The 18,366-nt window shown below is 56.3% G+C and carries 16 protein-coding genes; 7 read left to right on the top strand and 9 right to left on the bottom strand.

Translation table 11 applies throughout. From position 1 onward, the window contains the following. The first annotated feature begins 168 nt into the window (after window positions 1-168). The gene (locus HF650_RS11830) at window positions 169-1,824 is read left to right on the top strand and encodes a glucan biosynthesis protein (protein WP_187802539.1); all 1,656 of its coding nucleotides are present in this window, start codon (window positions 169-171) and stop codon (window positions 1,822-1,824) included. Window positions 1,825-1,871: 47 nt separating this feature from the next. Further along, the gene (rimL, locus tag HF650_RS11825) at window positions 1,872-2,438 is read left to right on the top strand and encodes a 50S ribosomal protein L7/L12-serine acetyltransferase (protein WP_187802538.1); all 567 of its coding nucleotides are present in this window, start codon (window positions 1,872-1,874) and stop codon (window positions 2,436-2,438) included. Between the two features lie 3 nt (window positions 2,439-2,441). Here rimL and HF650_RS11820 read toward each other — a convergent pair whose 3' ends face one another. The 5 genes from HF650_RS11820 to ydcK all read right to left on the bottom strand — a co-directional run bounded on the left by HF650_RS11820 (window position 2,442) and on the right by ydcK (window position 6,328). Continuing rightward, entirely contained in the window at window positions 2,442-3,188 is a 747-nt protein-coding gene (locus tag HF650_RS11820) for an anti-sigma factor (protein WP_187802537.1), read from the bottom strand. Continuing rightward, window positions 3,185-3,679 (bottom strand): RNA polymerase sigma factor, encoded by a 495-nt coding sequence (locus tag HF650_RS11815; protein WP_187802536.1) that lies wholly within the window; start codon window positions 3,677-3,679, stop codon window positions 3,185-3,187. The genes HF650_RS11820 and HF650_RS11815 overlap by 4 nt, the downstream gene beginning before the upstream one ends. Next, window positions 3,676-4,215: a cytochrome b/b6 domain-containing protein gene (locus HF650_RS11810; RefSeq protein WP_187802535.1), complete on the bottom strand. Its 540-nt coding sequence runs from the start codon at window positions 4,213-4,215 to the stop codon at window positions 3,676-3,678. Before HF650_RS11810 ends, HF650_RS11815 begins: the two co-directional genes overlap by 4 nt. Continuing rightward, window positions 4,215-5,258: a catalase family peroxidase gene (locus HF650_RS11805; protein WP_187802670.1), complete on the bottom strand. Its 1,044-nt coding sequence runs from the start codon at window positions 5,256-5,258 to the stop codon at window positions 4,215-4,217. Before HF650_RS11805 ends, HF650_RS11810 begins: the two co-directional genes overlap by 1 nt. An 89-nt stretch (window positions 5,259-5,347) precedes the next feature. After that, window positions 5,348-6,328, bottom strand: coding sequence for a YdcK family protein (ydcK, locus tag HF650_RS11800; RefSeq protein ID WP_187802534.1), 981 nt, complete (start codon window positions 6,326-6,328; stop codon window positions 5,348-5,350). A gap of 111 nt (window positions 6,329-6,439) precedes the next feature. Between ydcK and tehB the strand changes: the two genes are divergently transcribed. Next, window positions 6,440-7,036 carry a tellurite resistance methyltransferase TehB gene (gene tehB / locus HF650_RS11795; protein ID WP_187802533.1) on the top strand — a complete coding sequence of 199 codons (597 nt, stop codon included), beginning with the start codon at window positions 6,440-6,442 and terminating at the stop codon, window positions 7,034-7,036. A 34-nt stretch (window positions 7,037-7,070) separates the two neighbouring features. Here tehB and pepT read toward each other — a convergent pair whose 3' ends face one another. Further along, on the bottom strand, window positions 7,071-8,300 hold the full coding sequence (gene pepT / locus HF650_RS11790; protein ID WP_187802532.1) for a peptidase T: 1,230 nt from the start codon (window positions 8,298-8,300) through the stop codon (window positions 7,071-7,073). A gap of 106 nt (window positions 8,301-8,406) precedes the next feature. Here pepT and HF650_RS11785 point away from each other — a divergent pair, with 106 nt between their 5' ends. Continuing rightward, the gene (locus tag HF650_RS11785; protein WP_187802531.1) at window positions 8,407-10,002 is read left to right on the top strand and encodes an ABC transporter substrate-binding protein; all 1,596 of its coding nucleotides are present in this window, start codon (window positions 8,407-8,409) and stop codon (window positions 10,000-10,002) included. Window positions 10,003-10,036: 34 nt separating this feature from the next. Here HF650_RS11785 and HF650_RS11780 read toward each other — a convergent pair whose 3' ends face one another. Beyond that, a complete protein-coding gene (locus tag HF650_RS11780) occupies window positions 10,037-10,939 on the bottom strand; it encodes a DMT family transporter (RefSeq protein WP_187802530.1) in 903 nt (300 codons plus the stop codon). A 173-nt stretch (window positions 10,940-11,112) separates the two neighbouring features. Here HF650_RS11780 and HF650_RS11775 point away from each other — a divergent pair, with 173 nt between their 5' ends. Further along, window positions 11,113-11,988 carry a helix-turn-helix domain-containing protein gene (locus HF650_RS11775; RefSeq protein WP_187802529.1) on the top strand — a complete coding sequence of 292 codons (876 nt, stop codon included), beginning with the start codon at window positions 11,113-11,115 and terminating at the stop codon, window positions 11,986-11,988. On the opposite strand, the gene HF650_RS11770 is transcribed toward HF650_RS11775, so the two are convergent. Together HF650_RS11770 and HF650_RS11765 are read right to left on the bottom strand one after the other, a co-directional pair. Further along, window positions 11,985-13,394 carry a PhoPQ-activated protein PqaA family protein gene (locus tag HF650_RS11770; protein ID WP_223284306.1) on the bottom strand — a complete coding sequence of 470 codons (1,410 nt, stop codon included), beginning with the start codon at window positions 13,392-13,394 and terminating at the stop codon, window positions 11,985-11,987. The genes HF650_RS11775 and HF650_RS11770 overlap by 4 nt on opposite strands. A 107-nt stretch (window positions 13,395-13,501) precedes the next feature. Beyond that, on the bottom strand, window positions 13,502-14,701 hold the full coding sequence (locus HF650_RS11765) for a benzoate/H(+) symporter BenE family transporter (RefSeq protein WP_187802528.1): 1,200 nt from the start codon (window positions 14,699-14,701) through the stop codon (window positions 13,502-13,504). A 215-nt stretch (window positions 14,702-14,916) separates the two neighbouring features. On the opposite strand from HF650_RS11765, the gene HF650_RS11760 reads away from it, so the two are divergent. Together HF650_RS11760 and HF650_RS11755 are read left to right on the top strand one after the other, a co-directional pair. After that, window positions 14,917-16,956, top strand: a complete 2,040-nt coding sequence (locus tag HF650_RS11760) for a beta-galactosidase (RefSeq protein WP_187802527.1) — start codon at window positions 14,917-14,919, stop codon at window positions 16,954-16,956. Further along, on the top strand, window positions 16,953-18,332 hold the full coding sequence (locus HF650_RS11755; protein ID WP_187802526.1) for an MFS transporter: 1,380 nt from the start codon (window positions 16,953-16,955) through the stop codon (window positions 18,330-18,332). The genes HF650_RS11760 and HF650_RS11755 overlap by 4 nt, the downstream gene beginning before the upstream one ends. Window positions 18,333-18,366 lie beyond the last annotated feature (34 nt).

The following is an 18,366-nucleotide window of genomic DNA, read 5'->3' as shown; positions in this document are numbered from 1 at the left end:
TCCTAAAGCCCCGGAAAATTTCGCAATTCGCTTAGATAATCAGCGCCCAACAATTGGATTCTCAATCAATTTTGTCTAGAGTGGTGCCTTCATCAGTCATACGCTTTTGCCGCTGTTTCGCGACATCGCGAAATGCCATTTTACGACCAGAAGGACGTGTTACCAGGCATGAACCGCAGACGATTTATTCAAGCATCCATGGCCCTCGCGGCAACTTACGGCACCACTGGCGTTGCTTCGCTCTTTTCGCGAGCGGCATCTGCAGCGCAGACCGATATCGCCGATGGGCAAAGCCGCCGTTTCGACTTCTCCGTGCTGCAATCTATGGCGCACGATCTGGCCGAACAGCCATGGGGAGGCGCGCCGAAAGCGCTGCCGCCGACGCTGGCTAACCTGACGCCGCAAGCCTATAACAGCATTCAGTATGATGCGCAGCACTCGTTATGGAATAACGTTGAGGGCCGCCAGCTGGATGTGCAGTTCTTCCATGTCGGCATGGGTTTCCGCCGCCGCGTGCGCATGTTCTCGCTGGATCAGGCGACCCATCAGGCGCGTGAAATTCACTTCCGCCCGGAGTTATTTAACTACCACGACGCGGGCGTTGATACTCAACAACTTGAAGGGCAGAGCGATCTCGGCTTTGCTGGTTTCCGCGCCTTCAAAGCGCCGGAGTTGGCGCGCCGCGACGTGGTCTCGTTCCTCGGCGCAAGCTATTTCCGCGCGGTAGATGACACCTTCCAGTACGGCCTCTCCGCACGCGGCGTGGCGATTGATACCTTTACCGATACGCCGGAGGAGTTCCCGGATTTCACCGCTTTCTGGTTCGAAACCGCGAAACCGGGCGACACCACCTTTACCGTCTATGCGCTGCTTGACAGCGCCAGCCTCACCGGTGCGTATAAGTTTGTGATCCACTGCGAGAAGAGCCAGGTGATCATGGAGGTGGATAACCGCCTCTATGCCCGTAAGGCGATTAAGCAGCTGGGCATCGCGCCGATGACCAGCATGTTCAGCTGCGGCAATAACGAGCGCCGCGTTTGCGACACCATCCACCCGCAGATCCACGACTCCGATCGCCTGGCGATGTGGCGTGGCAACGGCGAATGGATCTGCCGCCCGCTGAATAACCCGCAGAAGCTGCAATTCAACGCTTTCCAGGATGAGAACCCGAAAGGCTTCGGCCTGCTGCAACTCGACCGCGATTTTAGCCACTATCAAGATGTAATGGGCTGGTATAACAAACGCCCGAGCCTGTGGGTGGAGCCGCGCAATAAGTGGGGCAAAGGGGCAGTCAGCCTGATGGAGATCCCGACCACCGGCGAAACCCTGGATAACGTGGTCTGCTTCTGGCAGCCGGAAAAACCGATCAAAGCCGGAGACGAGCTGGCCTTTGAGTATCGCCTCTACTGGAGCGCACAGCCGCCGGTGCGCTCACCGCTGGCAAACGTCTATGCGACGCGAACCGGTATGGGTGGATTCCCGGAAGGCTGGGCACCGGGGGAACACTACCCCGAGAAGTGGGCGCGCCGTTTCGCTATCGACTTTGTCGGCGGCGATCTGAAAGCCGCTGCGCCGAAAGGGATCGAGCCGGTGATTACGCTCTCAAACGGGGAAGCGAAACAGGTTGAGATCCTCTACGTCGAGCCGTTTGACGGTTATCGCATCCAGTTCGACTGGTATCCAACCAATGCGTCGACCGATCCGGTAGAGATGCGCATGTTCCTGCGCTGCCAGGGCGAGGCGATCAGCGAAACCTGGCTCTATCAATACTTCCCGCCCGCGCCGGAGAAGCGGAACTACGTCGATGACCGTATCATGCGCTAAGCTTTTTAATCGCCCCCGAATGGGGGCGATGTCTTTCAGGAGGAACGATGTTAGAGGAACCGACTTGCCCGGATGCGGTGATTACGGTTGACGAGCAGCTCACGCTCGAAATGATTGATGAGTGCTTTGTTCACGAGCTTCACCAGTTGATTGTCAAAAACCGCGACAGCTTACAGCGCTATCTTGACTGGCCGCAGTATGTCACATCCATTGAAACCACCCGCAAAACCGCCCAGAGTAACCGGCTGTTGCACCAGCGCGGCTACGCGAAGATGTTTCTGATCCTGCGCGATCACGTGCTGGTCGGCGTGCTCTCTCTCAACGCCATCGAGCCGACCAACAAAGCGGCCTACATCGGCTACTGGCTGGATGAAGCGGCGCAGGGGCAGGGGATTTTGTCCCGCGCGATGCAGGCGATGATGCGCTTTTATGCTGAACGCGGCGATATCCGTCGCTTTGTTATCAAATGCCGGGTCGACAACGAGGCGAGTAACCGCGTCGCAGAGCGTAACGGCTTCACCCTCGAAGGCTGCCAGAGAGAGGCGGAGTTCCTCAATGGCCGCTTCGATGACCAGAATATCTGGGGCAAAATCGTCACGCTCAATGATGAGTAAGCCTCAGCTGGTCGCCTGTGAAACTGCTTTTCGCAGCCCGTTTACTGCCGGGGCGTTCAGCGGCGTGAGCAGCGCGTAGTTGTAATGGTCGTCGCTCCAGTACTGCGCCATCACATCCTCGGCTTTACGCTCGCCGTGGGGTAACTTCCCCGGGCTCAAGGGGCGGATATACCAACCAACCCGCGTGCCGCGCGGATCCTGATACATAATCAGCGCCGCCGGCCCCTGCGCCGTGGCGACAAGCCGCGCGCCAACCAGCGTAAAGCCATACTGCTCGAGATTGGGCGGCTGATTACCGTTGATAAAGTAGCGCCCGACCCAGTGGGTCAGCTCCGTTTGCTGCGTCGTCGCCACATCCATCGGGGTGATGGCGGTATTATCAAACAGCTTGTAGGCCTGCACCGCGTCCTCCATCGGCGCATGTGTCAGCACCATCTGTGACTCTTTCAGGTGCCAGCCGGTAACACCGCCAACGCCGAGCGCCATCACCAGCGCGAAGGCCGTCGCCAGCTTCCACTGCCGCAGCTGGCGCTGCTGGCGGCGCAGCGCGCGCGGTTCCGGCATCTCAAGCGTAGTGGTGTGGCGATCCATTGCCTGGCGCAGACGCTGCGCATCCTGCCGCCAGCCGTCAACCTCGCGGGCGGCCTGCGGGTTTTGTGCCAGGTAGTGTTCAATGCGTGCCGAAGTTGCTTCATCGGTCTCGCCATCAAGCCAGGCGTGCAGATCGCCTTCATCCGGTGGCAATGTCATTTCAGTCTCCTTAACGCTAACGGCGTTGGCTGGCTTTCCAGTTTTTCATGCAGCATTTTGCGTGCCCGTGACAGGCGTGACATCACCGTGCCGGGCGGAATGTTGAGGGTTTGCGCTACCTCTTTATAACTCAGCCCCTCAACGCTCACCAGCAGCAGTACGGCGCGATACTCCGTCGGCAGTGTGGCAAAAAGTGTGAGCGTATCATCGGCAATAGCCAGCGACTCGGTGGTTAAACCGACAGGCTCTTCGCCGGTAAAAAAGGTGAGCACCTTCAGGTAGCGTTTGCGCCGACGCTCACCATCGACAAACTGACGATAGAGGATGGTAAAGAGCCAGGCGCGCAGGCTCTGCTCGCTGTCACGCTTGCGCGTCAGGGCTTTCGCCAGGCAGCTTTGCACCAGATCTTCCGCGGTGTGCGGGTTACGCGCCAGCCACAGGGCAAAGCGGTAAAGGTGCGGCATCACCTCGCGGATTTCATCATCATTCATCGTCTGCGGCTTCCCGACATGCTCTCAAAAACCCCATCGCGCAGCACCAGCGCATGCAGCAGTGCGGCGGCGAGGTGCGCCATTACGGTGACAAACAGCGCCAGCGCTACCACAGAGTGCAACGGACGCAGCAGCGCATACCACTCATTATTCACCGGCACTAGCGGGGGCAGCACAAATCCGCCGCCGAGCGTTACCGGATAACCGGCCGCCGAGAGCATCGCCCAGCCAATGAGCGGTTGCGCCAGCATCATCCCATAGAGCGCCCAGTGCGAGAGATGCGCCATTGCGCGTTGCCAGACCGGCAGCGAGGCAGGCAACGGTGGCGTGGCGGTATAGAAGCGTAGCCACAAACGCACTAGCGCCAGCACCAGGATCATCAAACCCAGCGGTTTATGGATCGTCAGTAGCAGGCTGTGCAGGGAGGAGACCGTCGAGACCATCACGATGCCGATAAACAGCATCGCAATAATCGCGATAGCCATCAGCCAGTGAACCGCGCGCAGCAGCGGGTGGAAATAGGCGACCTGTTTCATCAGTGGGCTCCGGCTTGTTCGCGGGTGCGAAGATTGTAGGATTTGGCGTACGCAGATGAACGCGCATTTAACAGCGGGTCGTTAGAGGCGGCAATACCATCCGGCAGGATCAGCGGATCGTAATTGATATCATTGCAATCCCCCTGTGCCTGTTCAACGGCGCGGTGCAGCACCAGCGTACCGGCATTGATCGTTTGGCGGTCGGCAGGCCAGGGTCGCGAGGCATCGCTGCCATCATCCTGCGGGCTGGCGATGGTAATCACCAAATCCCACTTCAGCGGCGCCTGAGCGAGGCGTTGGAGCAGATCGCGCTGTAAAAAGTTTTTATCCTGCTTCTGCTCTGCACTGATGGGGTGATAAGGCGTCTGCGGCACCATACTCCAGCGAACCAGATGCGCGTTGCCAGTTTTATCAATCATGCGAAAGGCGTTGAGGCTGTTAAAACGGTCGCTGGCCCAACTGCTGGAGGGTACGTTCGCTTTTGCCCATGCGAGAAAAGGCGCGGCTTCCGGGTGCTTCTCAAGAAAGGCTTTTACCTTTGCCGGGTCCGGTTTGCCGGTGGCGGGATCGGGCCGCGTCGCCAGCTGCATATCATAAAAACCCTCTACACTACGTACCGGGAAAAAGGGCATCGCGTTCATGCCGGTGCGCCACTGTTCGCCGTCCGGCAGTATAAAGGCCAGCGCCAGACTGCGCACCGGCACGGCGTAATCCGGCGCAGCGGGGTTGCCGCCCGCAATGGCAAAACGGCCAATCACCGGTGTGTTTCCCGGCGCAAACAGCGCGGCGCGCGAAAGCGTGCTGGCGTTGCCGCTGGAGATAAACTCGCCGCTGACGCAGATCCCTTTCGCGTGGTTGCGGCGAAAGCCGGGGTGCTCGCCGCCGGACTGCTGTAACACGTTAACGAGTTTATCCGAGGTGAGACGTTCGGGCGTCAGCCAACCGCCGCCCCAGAGAAACAGCAGCATAACCAGAAGCGGCACCAGGCCAATCAGTGCGAGACGCACCGTTAGCTGTGTGGAAGTAAGAGGGGGGTTGTTCATCATTCGCTCATCCTGCTCATTGTGAGCAGATAAGACGAAGGGCGCGGCGGTTTATTCCCGGCGGATGAAAATAAATTTATGCCTGCCCGTCAGAGTGAGCCGACCAGCGGGGTGCGGGTGATGTGTTGCTCGCCGTTGACCACTTTTGGCCCACGCAGCAGTAGGCTCTCATCCTCTGGGGCGATAATCACCGCATTATCGGCGATCTCCACCTCGTGAGCGATAAGCACATTTCCCTCAATGCGTGCGTTACCCTGAATCACCACTTTTTCATCCAGCTGTAATGGTCCGCCGCGCAGCTGCGCGTTTCCGCCGACCAGCACGTGATGTTTCAGCACGCAGTTGCCCTCGACATGTGCATTTTCCGCCACCTGGGCGCTGTAACGAAGGGTGGGGATCTCATCCTCCTGCCGCCCGGCAATCACCTGGGCGTGACCGTAGACTTTGGCGCAGTCGCACACCCAGACATCGTTAACCTCATTCCCGTCGAGCAGGGCAAAGTCGAACACCTCAGCGCGGTGCTCAATAAAGGCGTAATTGACGATGGCATCGCCATAAATTTGCGCCTGATGAACCACCCGCGAATGGCTGACCGTAGCGCGATCGTAAATCTGCAGCACCTGTTCGCGCTCCTGGGTTAATCCGCGCGCGGCGAAAATATCGCAACCGCTAAGAATGCGCGCCTCACCGCGTAGCTGGCAAACACCGAGCACAGTGGAGGATTGCACCGTGACGTTGTCACGTAAAATTGCGCCGTGGCTCAGTTCGCAGCCATCTACCCAGGCGTTATCACTGATTTCTACATTCAGGCAGATGACGCACGATCCCGTAATGCGCGCATTGCCGCGGACACGGCAACCATCGAACACCATGCTGTTTTGGTCATAGATCCAGCAATCCCCCGCCTGATCGAGCACCTCCTCATCATCAACCCAGCCGCCCGCGCTGCCGGCGGTGACATCATTAAAATCGCGCAGGGCGATAATCTGGCGCAGCGCGACGCTCTTTTTCTCGCCGCCGAGCGGGTAACTGAAGAGGCGCGTCTCATCACTGAGGCGGTATTTGCTCATGCTTATCTTCTCCGGATGGTCTCACTTAACCGTAGCAAAGATTCGCGCGCTGGCTATCGGCGGGTGAAATTCATAAAATGCATTCAAAATACCCATTAAAGGCTGTGAATAATGACTATGCGTGATGAGAACTACTTTACTGAAAAATATGGTATGACCCCAACGCACTCGGAAGTGCTGAACGCAATGAACCACATTACGCCAGGCAAGGTGCTCGATCTCGGGTGTGGTAACGGGCGTAACAGCCTCTACCTGGCGAACAGAGGCTTTGAGGTCACGGCATGGGATAAAAACCCTAACAGCCTGAGCAACCTACAACGCATACGTGAAGCGGAAGGGTTGAATAATCTGCATATCGACAGCGCTGATTTGAACAGCCTGAGCTTCGAGGGCGAATATGATTTTATTCTCTCCACCGTGGTGATGATGTTCCTGGAGGCGACAACCATTCCGGGGCTAATTGCCAATATGCAGCGCTGCACCAAACCGGGCGGCCACAATCTGATTGTCGCGGCGATGGATACCGCCGATTATCCGTGCAACGTCGGCTTTCCTTTTGCTTTCAAAGAGGGTGAGCTGCGTAACTACTACGCGGGCTGGGAGCTGCTGAAATATAACGAAGAGGTGGGGGAACTGCACCGCACCGATGAGCAGGGCAACCGCATCAAACTGCGCTTCGCAACGCTGCTGGCGCATAAACCGGCGTGATAAAAAAAGCAGCCCGTTGCCGGGCTGCATTAGCTTAACGGGCCGCCAGCAGGCAGAGCTGCAACGCCACGTTGTAGGAGGCTTCAAACGCGCGCAGGGGTAAAAACTCAAAGCGCGAGTGGAAGTTGTGCGCGCCGGTAAAGAAGTTTGGCGTCAACAAACCCTTGGCCGAGAGCGCCGCACCGTCCGTACCGCCGCGCATCGGCGTCGGTTTCGGCGTAATGCCGAGCGTCTCCATCGCCTCGAACATCAGGTCGATGGCGCGGCGGTCATCACCAATCGCATTACTGATATTGCTGTAGATATCGCTGACGCGGTACTCCACTTTTGCCGTCGGGTATTGCGCGGCAATCATCTCAGCGACGTCGCCAATCTGCGCTTTGCGGCGGGCGAAACTCTCTTTATCGAAATCACGAATGCTGGCGCTCAGGCTGGCATGTCCCTGAACGGCTTCCATGCCGTTAAACCAGATATAGCCTTCACGGCCTTCTGTATTTTCCGGCGTCTGCTGGCGGTCAAAGTGGCTGATGTAATCCATCGCCATCAGCAGCGGGTTAACCAGCACGCCTTTGGCCGACATCGGGTGCGCGGTCACACCGGTGAAGTCGATCTGCGCGCTGGCGGCATTAAAGTTCTCGTAAACAATCTCACCCAGCTCGCAGCAGTCGATAGTCCATGCGAAATCAACATCAAAGCGTGCCAAATCAAGCGCCTTCGCGCCGCGCAGGCCGACCTCTTCATCGGGAACAAAGGCCACCACAATATCACCGTGGCGCTGCTCGGCCGTCAGGTTCTCCAGCAGTGTCATCACTACCGTGACTGCGGCTTTGTTATCCGCGCCGAGCACGCTGGTGCCGTCACTAAAAATAATCTCTTCGCCGGGATAGGCGAGGATCTCCGGGTGCTCCTGCACGCGTAGCCAGATATCTTCTTTGGCATTCAGGCAGAGATCTTCACCCTCAAAACGCAGGATCTGCGGATGAATATGCGGCGACAAACCAACATCAACGGTATCGATATGGGTGATAAAACCGATGCGCGGCGCGCCATCAACGTTGCCTTTTTTCACCGCCGTAACGGTGGCGCGATCGTCGATAACAATCTCCTCAAGACCGAGGGATTTCAACTCGTTGGCCAGCTCGCGGGCCATATCAAACTGGCCGGGCGTGGTGGGAAGGGTGGTGGCACTTGCGTCGCTTTGACTGGTGATACTCAGGTAGCGAAAGAAGCGCTGCGTTAATTGACTGGCTAGCGGCGAGGGCATAGTGATTCCTTCTTTATTCGTATTATCAGGTGTTTGCAATTTCACTTTAATGTTATTTATGAGCAGGCAAACAACAAGCATTAAAAATAAAACAACAGGAAACACTATGATTAGCAAACCGACAACACTTGCTCTGGCGTTGACCACGTTGATAGTCACTTCTTCTGTGGCGGCGAAAACACTGGTTTATTGCTCTGAAGGTTCACCGGAAAACTTTAACCCCCAGCTTTACACCTCCGGCACCAGCGTGGATGCCAGCGCGGTTCCGGTCTATAACCGGCTGGTCGATTTCAAACCCGGTACCACCGAGTTACAGCCGAGCCTGGCCGAGCGCTGGGATGTTAGTGAAGATGGTAAGGTCTACACCTTTCATCTGCGCAAGAACGTGAAGTTCCAGAGCAATAAATACTTCAAGCCGACGCGAGACTTGAATGCTGATGATGTGATTTTCTCGTTTATGCGGCAAAAAGATGCGAAAAACCCTTACCACAACGTCTCTAATGGCACCTACTCCAACTTCGAAAGTCTGGAATTTGGTTCACTGATTACCGCCATTGATAAAGTGGACGATCACACCGTGCGCTTTACGCTGGCGCATCCGGAAGCACCGTTTGTCGCCGATCTGGCGTGGTATTTCGCCTCGATTCTCTCCGCCGAGTATGCCGATGCGATGTTAAAAGCCGGTACGCCGCAGCGCGTCGATAGCGATCCGGTCGGTACCGGGCCGTTCCGCCTGGCGCAATACCAGAAAGATTCCCGCATTCTCTTTACCGCCTTTGATGACTACTGGCAGGGCCGTTCGAAAATCGACCGGCTGGTGTTCAGCATCACCCCGGATGCTTCGGTGCGTGTGGCGAAGCTGGAGAAGAATGAGTGCCAGGTGATGCCGTTCCCCAACCCCGCCGATCTCCCGCGTCTGAAAGAGAACAAAGAGATTACGCTAATGAGCAAAGCGGGGCTGAACACCGGTTTCCTCGCCTTCAACACGCAGAAAGCGCCGCTCGATAACGTGAAAGTGCGCCAGGCGCTGGCGATGGCGATTAACAAACCGGCGATCATCAAAGCGGTCTTCCAGGGCACCGGCACGGCGGCGAAAAACCTGCTGCCGCCGGGCGTCTGGAGTGCAGACAGCGAGCTGAAAGATTACGACTACGACCCGGAAAAGGCGAAGGCGCTGCTGAAAGAGGCGGGGCTGCCGCCGGGCACCACCATCGATCTCTGGGCGATGCCGGTGCAGCGCCCCTATAACCCGAACGCCAAGCGCATGGCAGAGATGATCCAGGCGGATTGGGCAAAAGTGGGCGTGCAGGCTAAAGTGGTGACCTATGAGTGGGGCGAATATCTGAAGCGGGTGAAGAGCGGCGAACACCAGGCGGCGTTAATGGGCTGGACCACCGCCACTGGCGATCCGGATAACTTCTTTGGCCCGCTCTTTACCTGCACCGCGGCTAACGGCGGCTCTAACTCGGCAAAATGGTGCTACAAACCCTTCGATCAGCTGATTGCCGAGGCGAAGGCGACCACCGATCACGATAAACGCGTCGCGCTCTACAAACAGGCGCAGCAGATGATGCATGACCAGATGCCGGCGGTGATGATTGCTCACTCAACCATTTTCGAGCCGGTGCGCAAAGAGGTGCAGGGCTATGAGGTCGACCCGTTTGGTAAACACCTCTTCTGGCAGGTGGATCTGAAAAAGTAAATGTTTTGCCGCCTGTTCCGCAGGCGGCATTCTCTTAACAGAGCGACGGTTTGCGCCGCACGAACCACCTCTCCGGGCGGGTAAACATCACCAGGTTGCCCATCAGGATCAGCCCCAGCCCCAACACACTCTGCGCATGCCACTGATATCCTTCATAAAAGGTTGAAACGGTCAGCGCCACCAGGGGAAAGAGTAATGTGCTGTAGGCTGCTTTGCCGGGGCCGATACGGCCAACCAGCGTGAAGTAAGCGCCAAAGCCAATCACCGAACCAAACAGGGCAAGATAGAGCAGCGCGCCAAGATAGCTAGCGCTCCACAGCGGCGTAAAATCCTCGCCGCGCAATAAAGCAACCAGGCCCATAATCAGCGTGCCATAGAGCATCGCCCAACTATTTGTGGTGGCGATCTCAAGCCCGTTGCGCTGATGGCGCAGGCTGATCATATTGCCAAACGAGAAGCCGAGCGTGCCGAGCGCCGACAGCGCAATGCCCAGTAACACACTGCTGCTCCAGCCGCTGGCCACCAGATCCTGCCAGAAGAGGGTAACGATGCCGGCCAGCCCCATCAGCGCAGCGGCAAAAAAGCGCGCGGGCGGTCTCTGGCCGAAGAAGAGGAAGCTATTGACGGCGTTAAACAGTACCGCCATTGAAAATATCACCGACTCCAGCCCGGTGTTAATCCACGCCGCGGCGGTATAAAAGCACCAGAAGTTGAAACCAAAGACGCACGCGCCCTGCAGCATGCAGAAGAGGTGATCGCGGCGCGACAGCGCGCGCAGTTTGCCCCGCGCCAGCAGCACCAGCATCATCACTGTGGTCGCCAGCGCAAAGCGCCAGAAGATTGACACCGGTGCCGCCACCGGCCCCTGTTGCAGAAAAATGGCAATCCATGTTGTGCCCCAAATCACCACCACCAGACTATAAAGTAATGCGTTCATATCGCTTCCTGTTCGCTTTCATGAACGCCCATTGTTGTCCGGCTCGGCAAGGCAAGCTTGCACACGCTTGCGGACGACTTGCATATTCTTGCGCTTTTCTTTACACAACGCTGGCTTCTGCGATTCGCTCTTCATAGACTGGGGATCTGATTGAGAAAGGATAAGTGCCGCGAATGTCTGATACCTATGACGCCTTTGAAAACCTGCGCAAACATAACGCCGTGCTGCATAACTCGGTGGCGCTGCATGACGGGATTCAGCTGGCGGCATGGTCCAACAAACGCGACACCATCACCCAATATTGCAACCACCACACCCTCAGTCTTTATATTGCCGACGGTTATGAGAGCTACCACAAAACCGCCTCCGGCTGGAAAAACGGCGGCGGGCCGGATCGCTTCTGTTTGATGCCAAAGGAGAGTGAATCGGTGTGGGATATTCGCGACAATCTCGCCTTTGTTCATCTCTACTGCACCGATGAGCATCTGCGTGAAGTGGGGGAGAAAGTGTGGGATCGCAGCCCGGCGGCCTTCACCCTCGATGAAAAGACCTTCTCCCAGGATGCGCGAATCACGGCGCTCTATCGCCAGTTTCTGCTCGGCTGTGACTGGCAGCAAAACGCCAACCAGCTGACGCTCAGCACCGCGTCGACACTGCTGCTGACGCACCTGGTTTCCCATTACACCAATGTGCAGTGGCAGCTGCCGACCATCACCGGCGGCCTGGCACCTGTCGCGCTGCGCAATGTGCTGGAGTATATCGAAGCGCATCTTAGCGAGCCGCTGCTGCTCTGCGATCTTGCCTCGCAGGTTTCGCTCAGCGAGTACCACTTCGCGCGCATGTTTCGCCACTCAATGGGCGTGGCGCCGCACCAGTTTGTGATGCAGCGCCGTATGGCGCGTGCGAAAGCGCTGCTGTTGAGCAGTAATCAGTCGCTAACCGATATCGCGCTGGCGTGCGGTTTTAACTCCGCCAGCCACTTCAGCAACCGTTTTAAAGCTGCGAAGGGCATGACGCCTTCGCAGTTGCGCGCGACACGCAAAGGTTAATTTGCCTTTTGCGTCTTCGGTGTTAACCCGCGTCCAGGCAGCGTGCGGCACGCCCCGCCTTGCGCAGAGGGTGCCGCATCCGGGTAGATCTCATCCGGTGTGATATAGACCTGGCTTGTCGCCACAAACCCATCGCTAAAGGTCGCTTCCACAAACGTCGCCTGCCACCCTGTTTCCGGCGTCGTCAGCATTACGTTCAGTCCGTTGCCTGACATTGCAGGCGGCAAAAAGGCCTCATATCTCACGCCGCAGGCATAACGAAAATCCCGCGCCAGTGGGTTGTTCGCGCGCCAGATGATCACCTTTTCCGGCAACCCTGAGAAGTGGATCATCAGGTTATGTTTCCCCTGACGACGCTCAACCATAGTGGGCAGAGCTTTACGCGCCTGGAAACGATTGACGAAGGCAATGAGCGATGGCTCGGCGACTGAAAGGATCGCCTCATGGGAGGCGTTTGCCACCACCCGCAGTGCCTTCTCGCCGGGCAAGCGTGGATAGTAGAAGCGGCTATTGTCCGGCGTGTAAAAATCATCTCCGCTGGCATTGATCACGTACTTCTTTATTTTCAGCCGCTCGCCTGCTTTGCTGCGCAAGTAGGCCATCGGATCGAGTACGCGCATCAACCGGGCAAAATTATCTGTGCCAATCTGCTGGTCGATCTGCTGACGATAGTAGGGATAAAACGCGGCAGGCCAGTTGTTGCCATAGGAGCGATAGATATGATCCAGCGCGGCTCGGGTGTTGAGCAGATCGACGGCAAACGGCACCACGGCAACCACATCCGGATCGGATATCGCCGCAAGCCATGCCGCCCAGCCGCGTTTTGACGCGCCGGTGACGATAAACTTTGCGATTTTTTGTTGCGAAAGCTCCCGTTTCACCAGTCTGAACGCCTGGGATACCGATGCAGACATCGGTATCTGTAATGGCGCATCGCCACTCTCCAGGTAGCGTTTCCAGCTGTAGGCAACGCTGTCATCTTCCGTCAGCGGCGATGAATTGCCCCGGTAGTGCAGCGGCTGGTTCGGCACATTACTGACCGATACCACCACGGTATGAGTTGCAAGCGCTATGCGTGCCAGCGATGCTTCGTTGAAACTGGTCGCTCTGCCGGCATCATTATTCACCACCATTAGCGCAGCGGTGGATTTGGCGGCAGCAGGCAGATAGATATCCACCTGATGCTCCCAGCGTATCGGGCGAACAGCGTCTTGCGGCGACCAGTTTTGCGAATGGAGCACATAGCGCTGCACCTTGACGCCGGGCAGTTCGCGGGTGTCGAGCCGCACATAATTGACGGGATGCGCCGCCAGCGACTGCCGGTAATCAGTAAGTGTATCGGCGCGCAACGAGGGGAGAGGTGCCGCAAGCGACACTATAAAAAACAGGTAAGTGGCGATTTTCACCGGAAGACTCCTTTCATTAATTCATTACAGATCCGCTGTAAGGCGAGGTCATTTCATAACTAAATGAAATACCTCTGTACGAATTATGACCAGGAGTGGGTAAAAAGTCACCTGTTTCGTGGTTCAGGTTTACGCGCCATATCGAAGGTGAAATAGCAGATACCGCCAATAATGAGTCCCCAAAAGGCCGATCCCAGCCCGAACAGCGTGACACCGCTGGCAGTGACTAAAAAGGTGACGATTGCCGCATCGCGTTCGCGCGGGGCGTTCAGCGCCTGGTGCAGGCTGCCGCTGATGGTGCCAAGTAACGCAAGCCCCGCCAGCATCTGTAACCAACTGGCGGGCAACGCTGCCAGCAGCCCGGTGATCGAGCCGCCAAAGACTCCGGCCAGCAGATAGAACACCCCGGCAGCCGCGGCGGCTAACCAGCGTTTGCTGGCATCGGGATGCGCATCCGGGCTTTGGCAGATTGCCGCGGTAATGGCGGCAATCGACACCGAAAAGACACCAAATGGCGAGAGCAGTAGCGCCAGCGCGCCGATAAAAACTATCAACGGCGACACCGCTGGCGTATAACCCGCGGCCTGCATCGTCGCGAACCCTGGCGCATTCTGCGACGCCATGGTGACCAGAAAGAAGGGCAGGCCAATGCTAACCAGCGACGCCCAGTGAAACTCGGGTCGGGTAAACTGCGGCGCAACGGGGGCGAGATCAATCGCCTGGGGTGCCACACTTCCGTTCAGCCACGCGACCAGCACGCCAATCAGTAGCGTCGCCACAATCGCGTAGCGCGGGGCAAGGGCTTTAGTCACCAGCCATGCCAGCAGCATCGATCCGCCGAGCACAATATCCTCCTGAAGGTGCAAAAACGCCTGCAAACCAAAGCGCAGCAGGATCCCTGCCAGCATCGCGGCGGCAAGCGTCGGCGGAATAATCTTCATCAGGCGAGCAAACAGGCCGGTCACACCGCAGATCACGATCAGCCCGTTAGCAAAGATAAAAATGCCAACCGCCTCATTAAGTGTAACGCCCTGCAAACTGGTTGCCAGCAGCGCCGCCCCCGGCGTCGACCACGCGGTTAACACCGGCATGCGATACCAGACGCTCAGTGCCAGCGTGCTGACACCCATTGCCACGCCGAGGGAGGTCATCCAGCCCGCGATCTGCGCAGGTGTTGCTCCCGCAGCGGAGGCCGCCTGCCAGATGATCGCAGCAGAGCTGGCATAGCCGACCAGCACGGCGATAAATCCTGCTAATACGCTATTAAGAGAAAAGGGGGAAGTCAGGGAGAGAGTGGTCGGTCGCATAGAGTGCCTTGTGCGCTATAACATCCGCAAAAGGTAGCACTGTGCGCTATAGCGCACAAGGCGAAATGGTCTCTTTTGTCCATCTCTCACCGATAAAAATGTGAGCCAACTCCGCTCCCGGTGGCGATAGCAGATTTCTCAATGTTGCTAGCAGCTAATTTCATCCGGCCCGGAATGTTCTGCGATATGTTGCCGGTAACAATGAGGAGAAGCTGATGGATAAATTACTGTTTGGTGCCGCCTATTACCGCGAATATTTGCCCGTGGAACGCCTGCATGAAGATATTAAATTGATGAAAGAGGCAGGAATTAATTATGTGCGGATCGCCGAGAGCACCTGGAGCACCTTTGAGCCGCAGGAAGGGGAGTTTGATTTCAGTTCCGTGCTTACCGTACTGGATGAGATGCATAAAAACGGTATCGCTGTAATTATCGGCACGCCGACCTATGCCTTACCGGCGTGGCTGGCAAAAAAATATCCGGATGTGATGGCTACCACCAGTAGCGGGAAAAATATCTACGGTCATCGGCAAAAGATGGATATTACCCATCCCGCTTTTTTATGGTACGCCGAGCGTATTATTCGCGCCTTATTAGCGGCAACGGCGAACCATCCGGCAGTCATTGGCTTTCAGATCGACAACGAAACCAAATATTACGACACCTGCTCAGCCGGGGCGCAAATCGAGTTCGTGAAACACCTCAAAAAAGAGTTCAACAACAGTACTGAGGAGATGAATCACGCCTTTGGCCTCGATTACTGGAGTAACCGCATCGACGCCTGGGAAGATTTCCCGCCAATTGAGGGCACCATTAATGCCAGTCTCGGCTGCGCCTTTAAACAATTTCAGCGCTCGCTGGTGACGCGTTTTCTCGGCTGGCAGGCTGAGATTGTGAAAGGCTATAAAAACGATACGCAGTTTATTACCCACAACTTTGATTTTGACTGGCGCAACTGGTCGTATGGTATTCGCGCCGAGGTCGATCATTTTAAAACTGCCAGTGTGCTGGATATTACCGGCGTCGATGTCTATCACCCGAGCCAGTTTCAACTCACGGGTGCGGAAATCTCTTTTACCGGCGATCTCGCGAGGGTGACAAAAGACCAGCCCTATTTTGTGCTGGAAACCCAGGCGCAGGCCTTTAAAGAGTGGACGCCATTTCCAGGCCAGCTGCGCCTGCAGGCCTGGAGCCATGTTGCCAGCGGTGCAAGGCTGCTGGGTTACTGGCACTGGCACTCGATTCACAACTCGTACGAAACCTACTGGAAAGGGTTGCTCAGCCACGATTTGCAACCCAATCCGGTCTATCACGAAGCCTGTACGATTGGCACCGAGTTCAAGCAGCACGCGGCAACCGTAACGCGTTTCTCACGCCGCAGCCGGGTGGCGCTAGTGATCAGTAATGAATGTTTGACCGCCATCGACTGGCACCCTTTCCGCGGCCATCAGTTTAGCCGCGATGCGCTGCACCAATATAACGACCTGTTCCGCGACTATTACGACACGCTCTATAAGATGAATATCGACGTGGATATTATCGCCGTCGACGATCCGCGCCTGTTCCGTTATGAGATGCTGATCTTCCCGCTGCTATACAGCGTCAGCGACGAGCGCTTACAGGAAATTAATCGTTATATTGCGCAGGGCGGTCACGCTATTTTCTCCTTCAAATCCGCCTTTGCCGACGAGCATATGAAAGTGCGCACCTGCGTACAGCCGGGAATTATCAGCGAAGCGATCGGCGCCCACTATCAACTCTTTGTTGATCCGGACCGCACCTTATTGCATTCAGAGAGCCTCGACCTTTCTGCCGACGAGGTGCAAATCAGCGACTGGATGGAGTTAATTACCCCTGACGACAATACCGAAGTGCTGGCACGTTACGAACATCCTTACTGGCAGCAGTATGCGGCAATCACGCACAACCGATACGGGCAGGGAACGGCGACCTATATTGGCTGCCATATAACCCCCGCAGCGCTGGAAAAAGTGTATCGCTATGTTCTGCGCAACACCCTTTATCAGCACAACACCATGCCAGAAGAGCGCTTCCCGGTGATTATCAAGCGCGGCGTTGATAAAGAGGAGAATAGCCTTCTCTATTACTTCAACTACAGTAGCGAGCCGCAAACCGTCACCTTTACTGAACCGGCAGGGCGGCTGCTATTTAGCGGAAAAAGCCTCAGGCAAAATGAGGTGATCACGTTCAAGGGTTGGGATGTGCAAATTATTCTCGTGGAGAGTGCAAAATGAGTGCATTAACGATTGAAGAGCAGCAAAGCGAGACCAGCACGCCCGGTTTTCGTGAGCGTTTTGCCTTTGGCCTGGGTGATTACGGCACCAATTTAACCTATACGCTGATGGTGACATTTCTGGCCTACTTTTATACTGACGTTGTTGGTATTTCAGCGGTGCTGGTTGGGTCGCTGATGTTTTTCGCCCGTGTGGTGGATGGCATTATCTGTGTCTTTGTCGGCATCCGTATCGACAAAACCGATACCCGGCTGGGTAAAGCGCGGCCGTGGGTGTTGTGGACCGCCGTACCCTTTGGACTGTCGGCGTTTTTAATGGCCACGGTGCCGGGCATCAGCGATAGCGGCAAGATTATCTATGTTTGCGTCACCTATTTACTGGCGAACATCTTTTTCACCGCCAACAATATTGCCTATGGCTCGCTGCTGGCGCTGATAACCCGCGATACTTACCAACGCGGTATTTTAAGCGTCTTCCGTAAAGGCTTATCAACCTGCGGTTCGCTGACGGTTGGGGCCTTTACGCTGCCGCTGGTCGCCGCCTTCGGAAATAGCCATACCTCATGGATAATTGTGTTCGCTATTTTTGGATTCTTTACCGCCTTATGCCTGTTACTCACTGCGGCGTGGACGCGAGAGCGCATTAAACCGGTCAATAAGGAGAATCGCAACAATATCCGCGCGGGGGTCGTTGCTGTATCGATGCTGAAAAACCGCTACTGGTTGATGATCTTCTTTTATCTGCTGATCACCTTTACCAGCTTAACGGCGCTCTCAACCACCAGTGTCTACTACTCGCGTTATATTTTGCAGGATGTCTCAATGATGTCGTGGATTAGCGTGGCGCAGTACCTGCCAGGGCTGATCACGCTATTAGTTATTCCTTATCTCATTAAGCGGCTGGGTAAGCGCAATTTAGCGCTGCTCGGCCTGACCATTTGCAGCATTGCCTATTTACTGCCGTTAATTGATAAGACCAGCTCGCTGTTTGTCATTCTCGCCACCGTGGTGCGCAGTATCGGTTTTTGCGGCATCGGTGCCACCATGTTCGCCTTCCTTGCGGACACCATTGATTACGGCGAGTGGAAAACCGGGCTGCGCATTGAGGGGATCTTATTCAGCGCCGGAACGTTAGGTCAGACCCTCGGCATGGGGCTGGGCAGCGCAAGCGTGGGCTGGATCCTCGGCGCGGCCGGTTTTGTCAGCGGCGGCAATGCTCATCAATCAAAGCATGTGCTTGATATGATTGAGTTCTTGTTTATCTTTTTCCCGTTTATCCTCGCCATGCTGAATATGGTGTTGATCTGGTTCTATAACCTGGATGGTTTTTATGACCGCGTGGCGGCGGATCTCTCGCGTGGTGTATTTGCCAAATAAATGACTCGCCGCAGGCGGCTGCGGCTTTTTCTCT

Source organism: Kosakonia sp. SMBL-WEM22 (genome assembly GCF_014490785.1).
Lineage (GTDB): Bacteria > Pseudomonadota > Gammaproteobacteria > Enterobacterales > Enterobacteriaceae > Kosakonia.
Note: the sequence above shows the minus strand (reverse complement) of the source record. Positions and strands in the feature narration are given on the sequence as shown.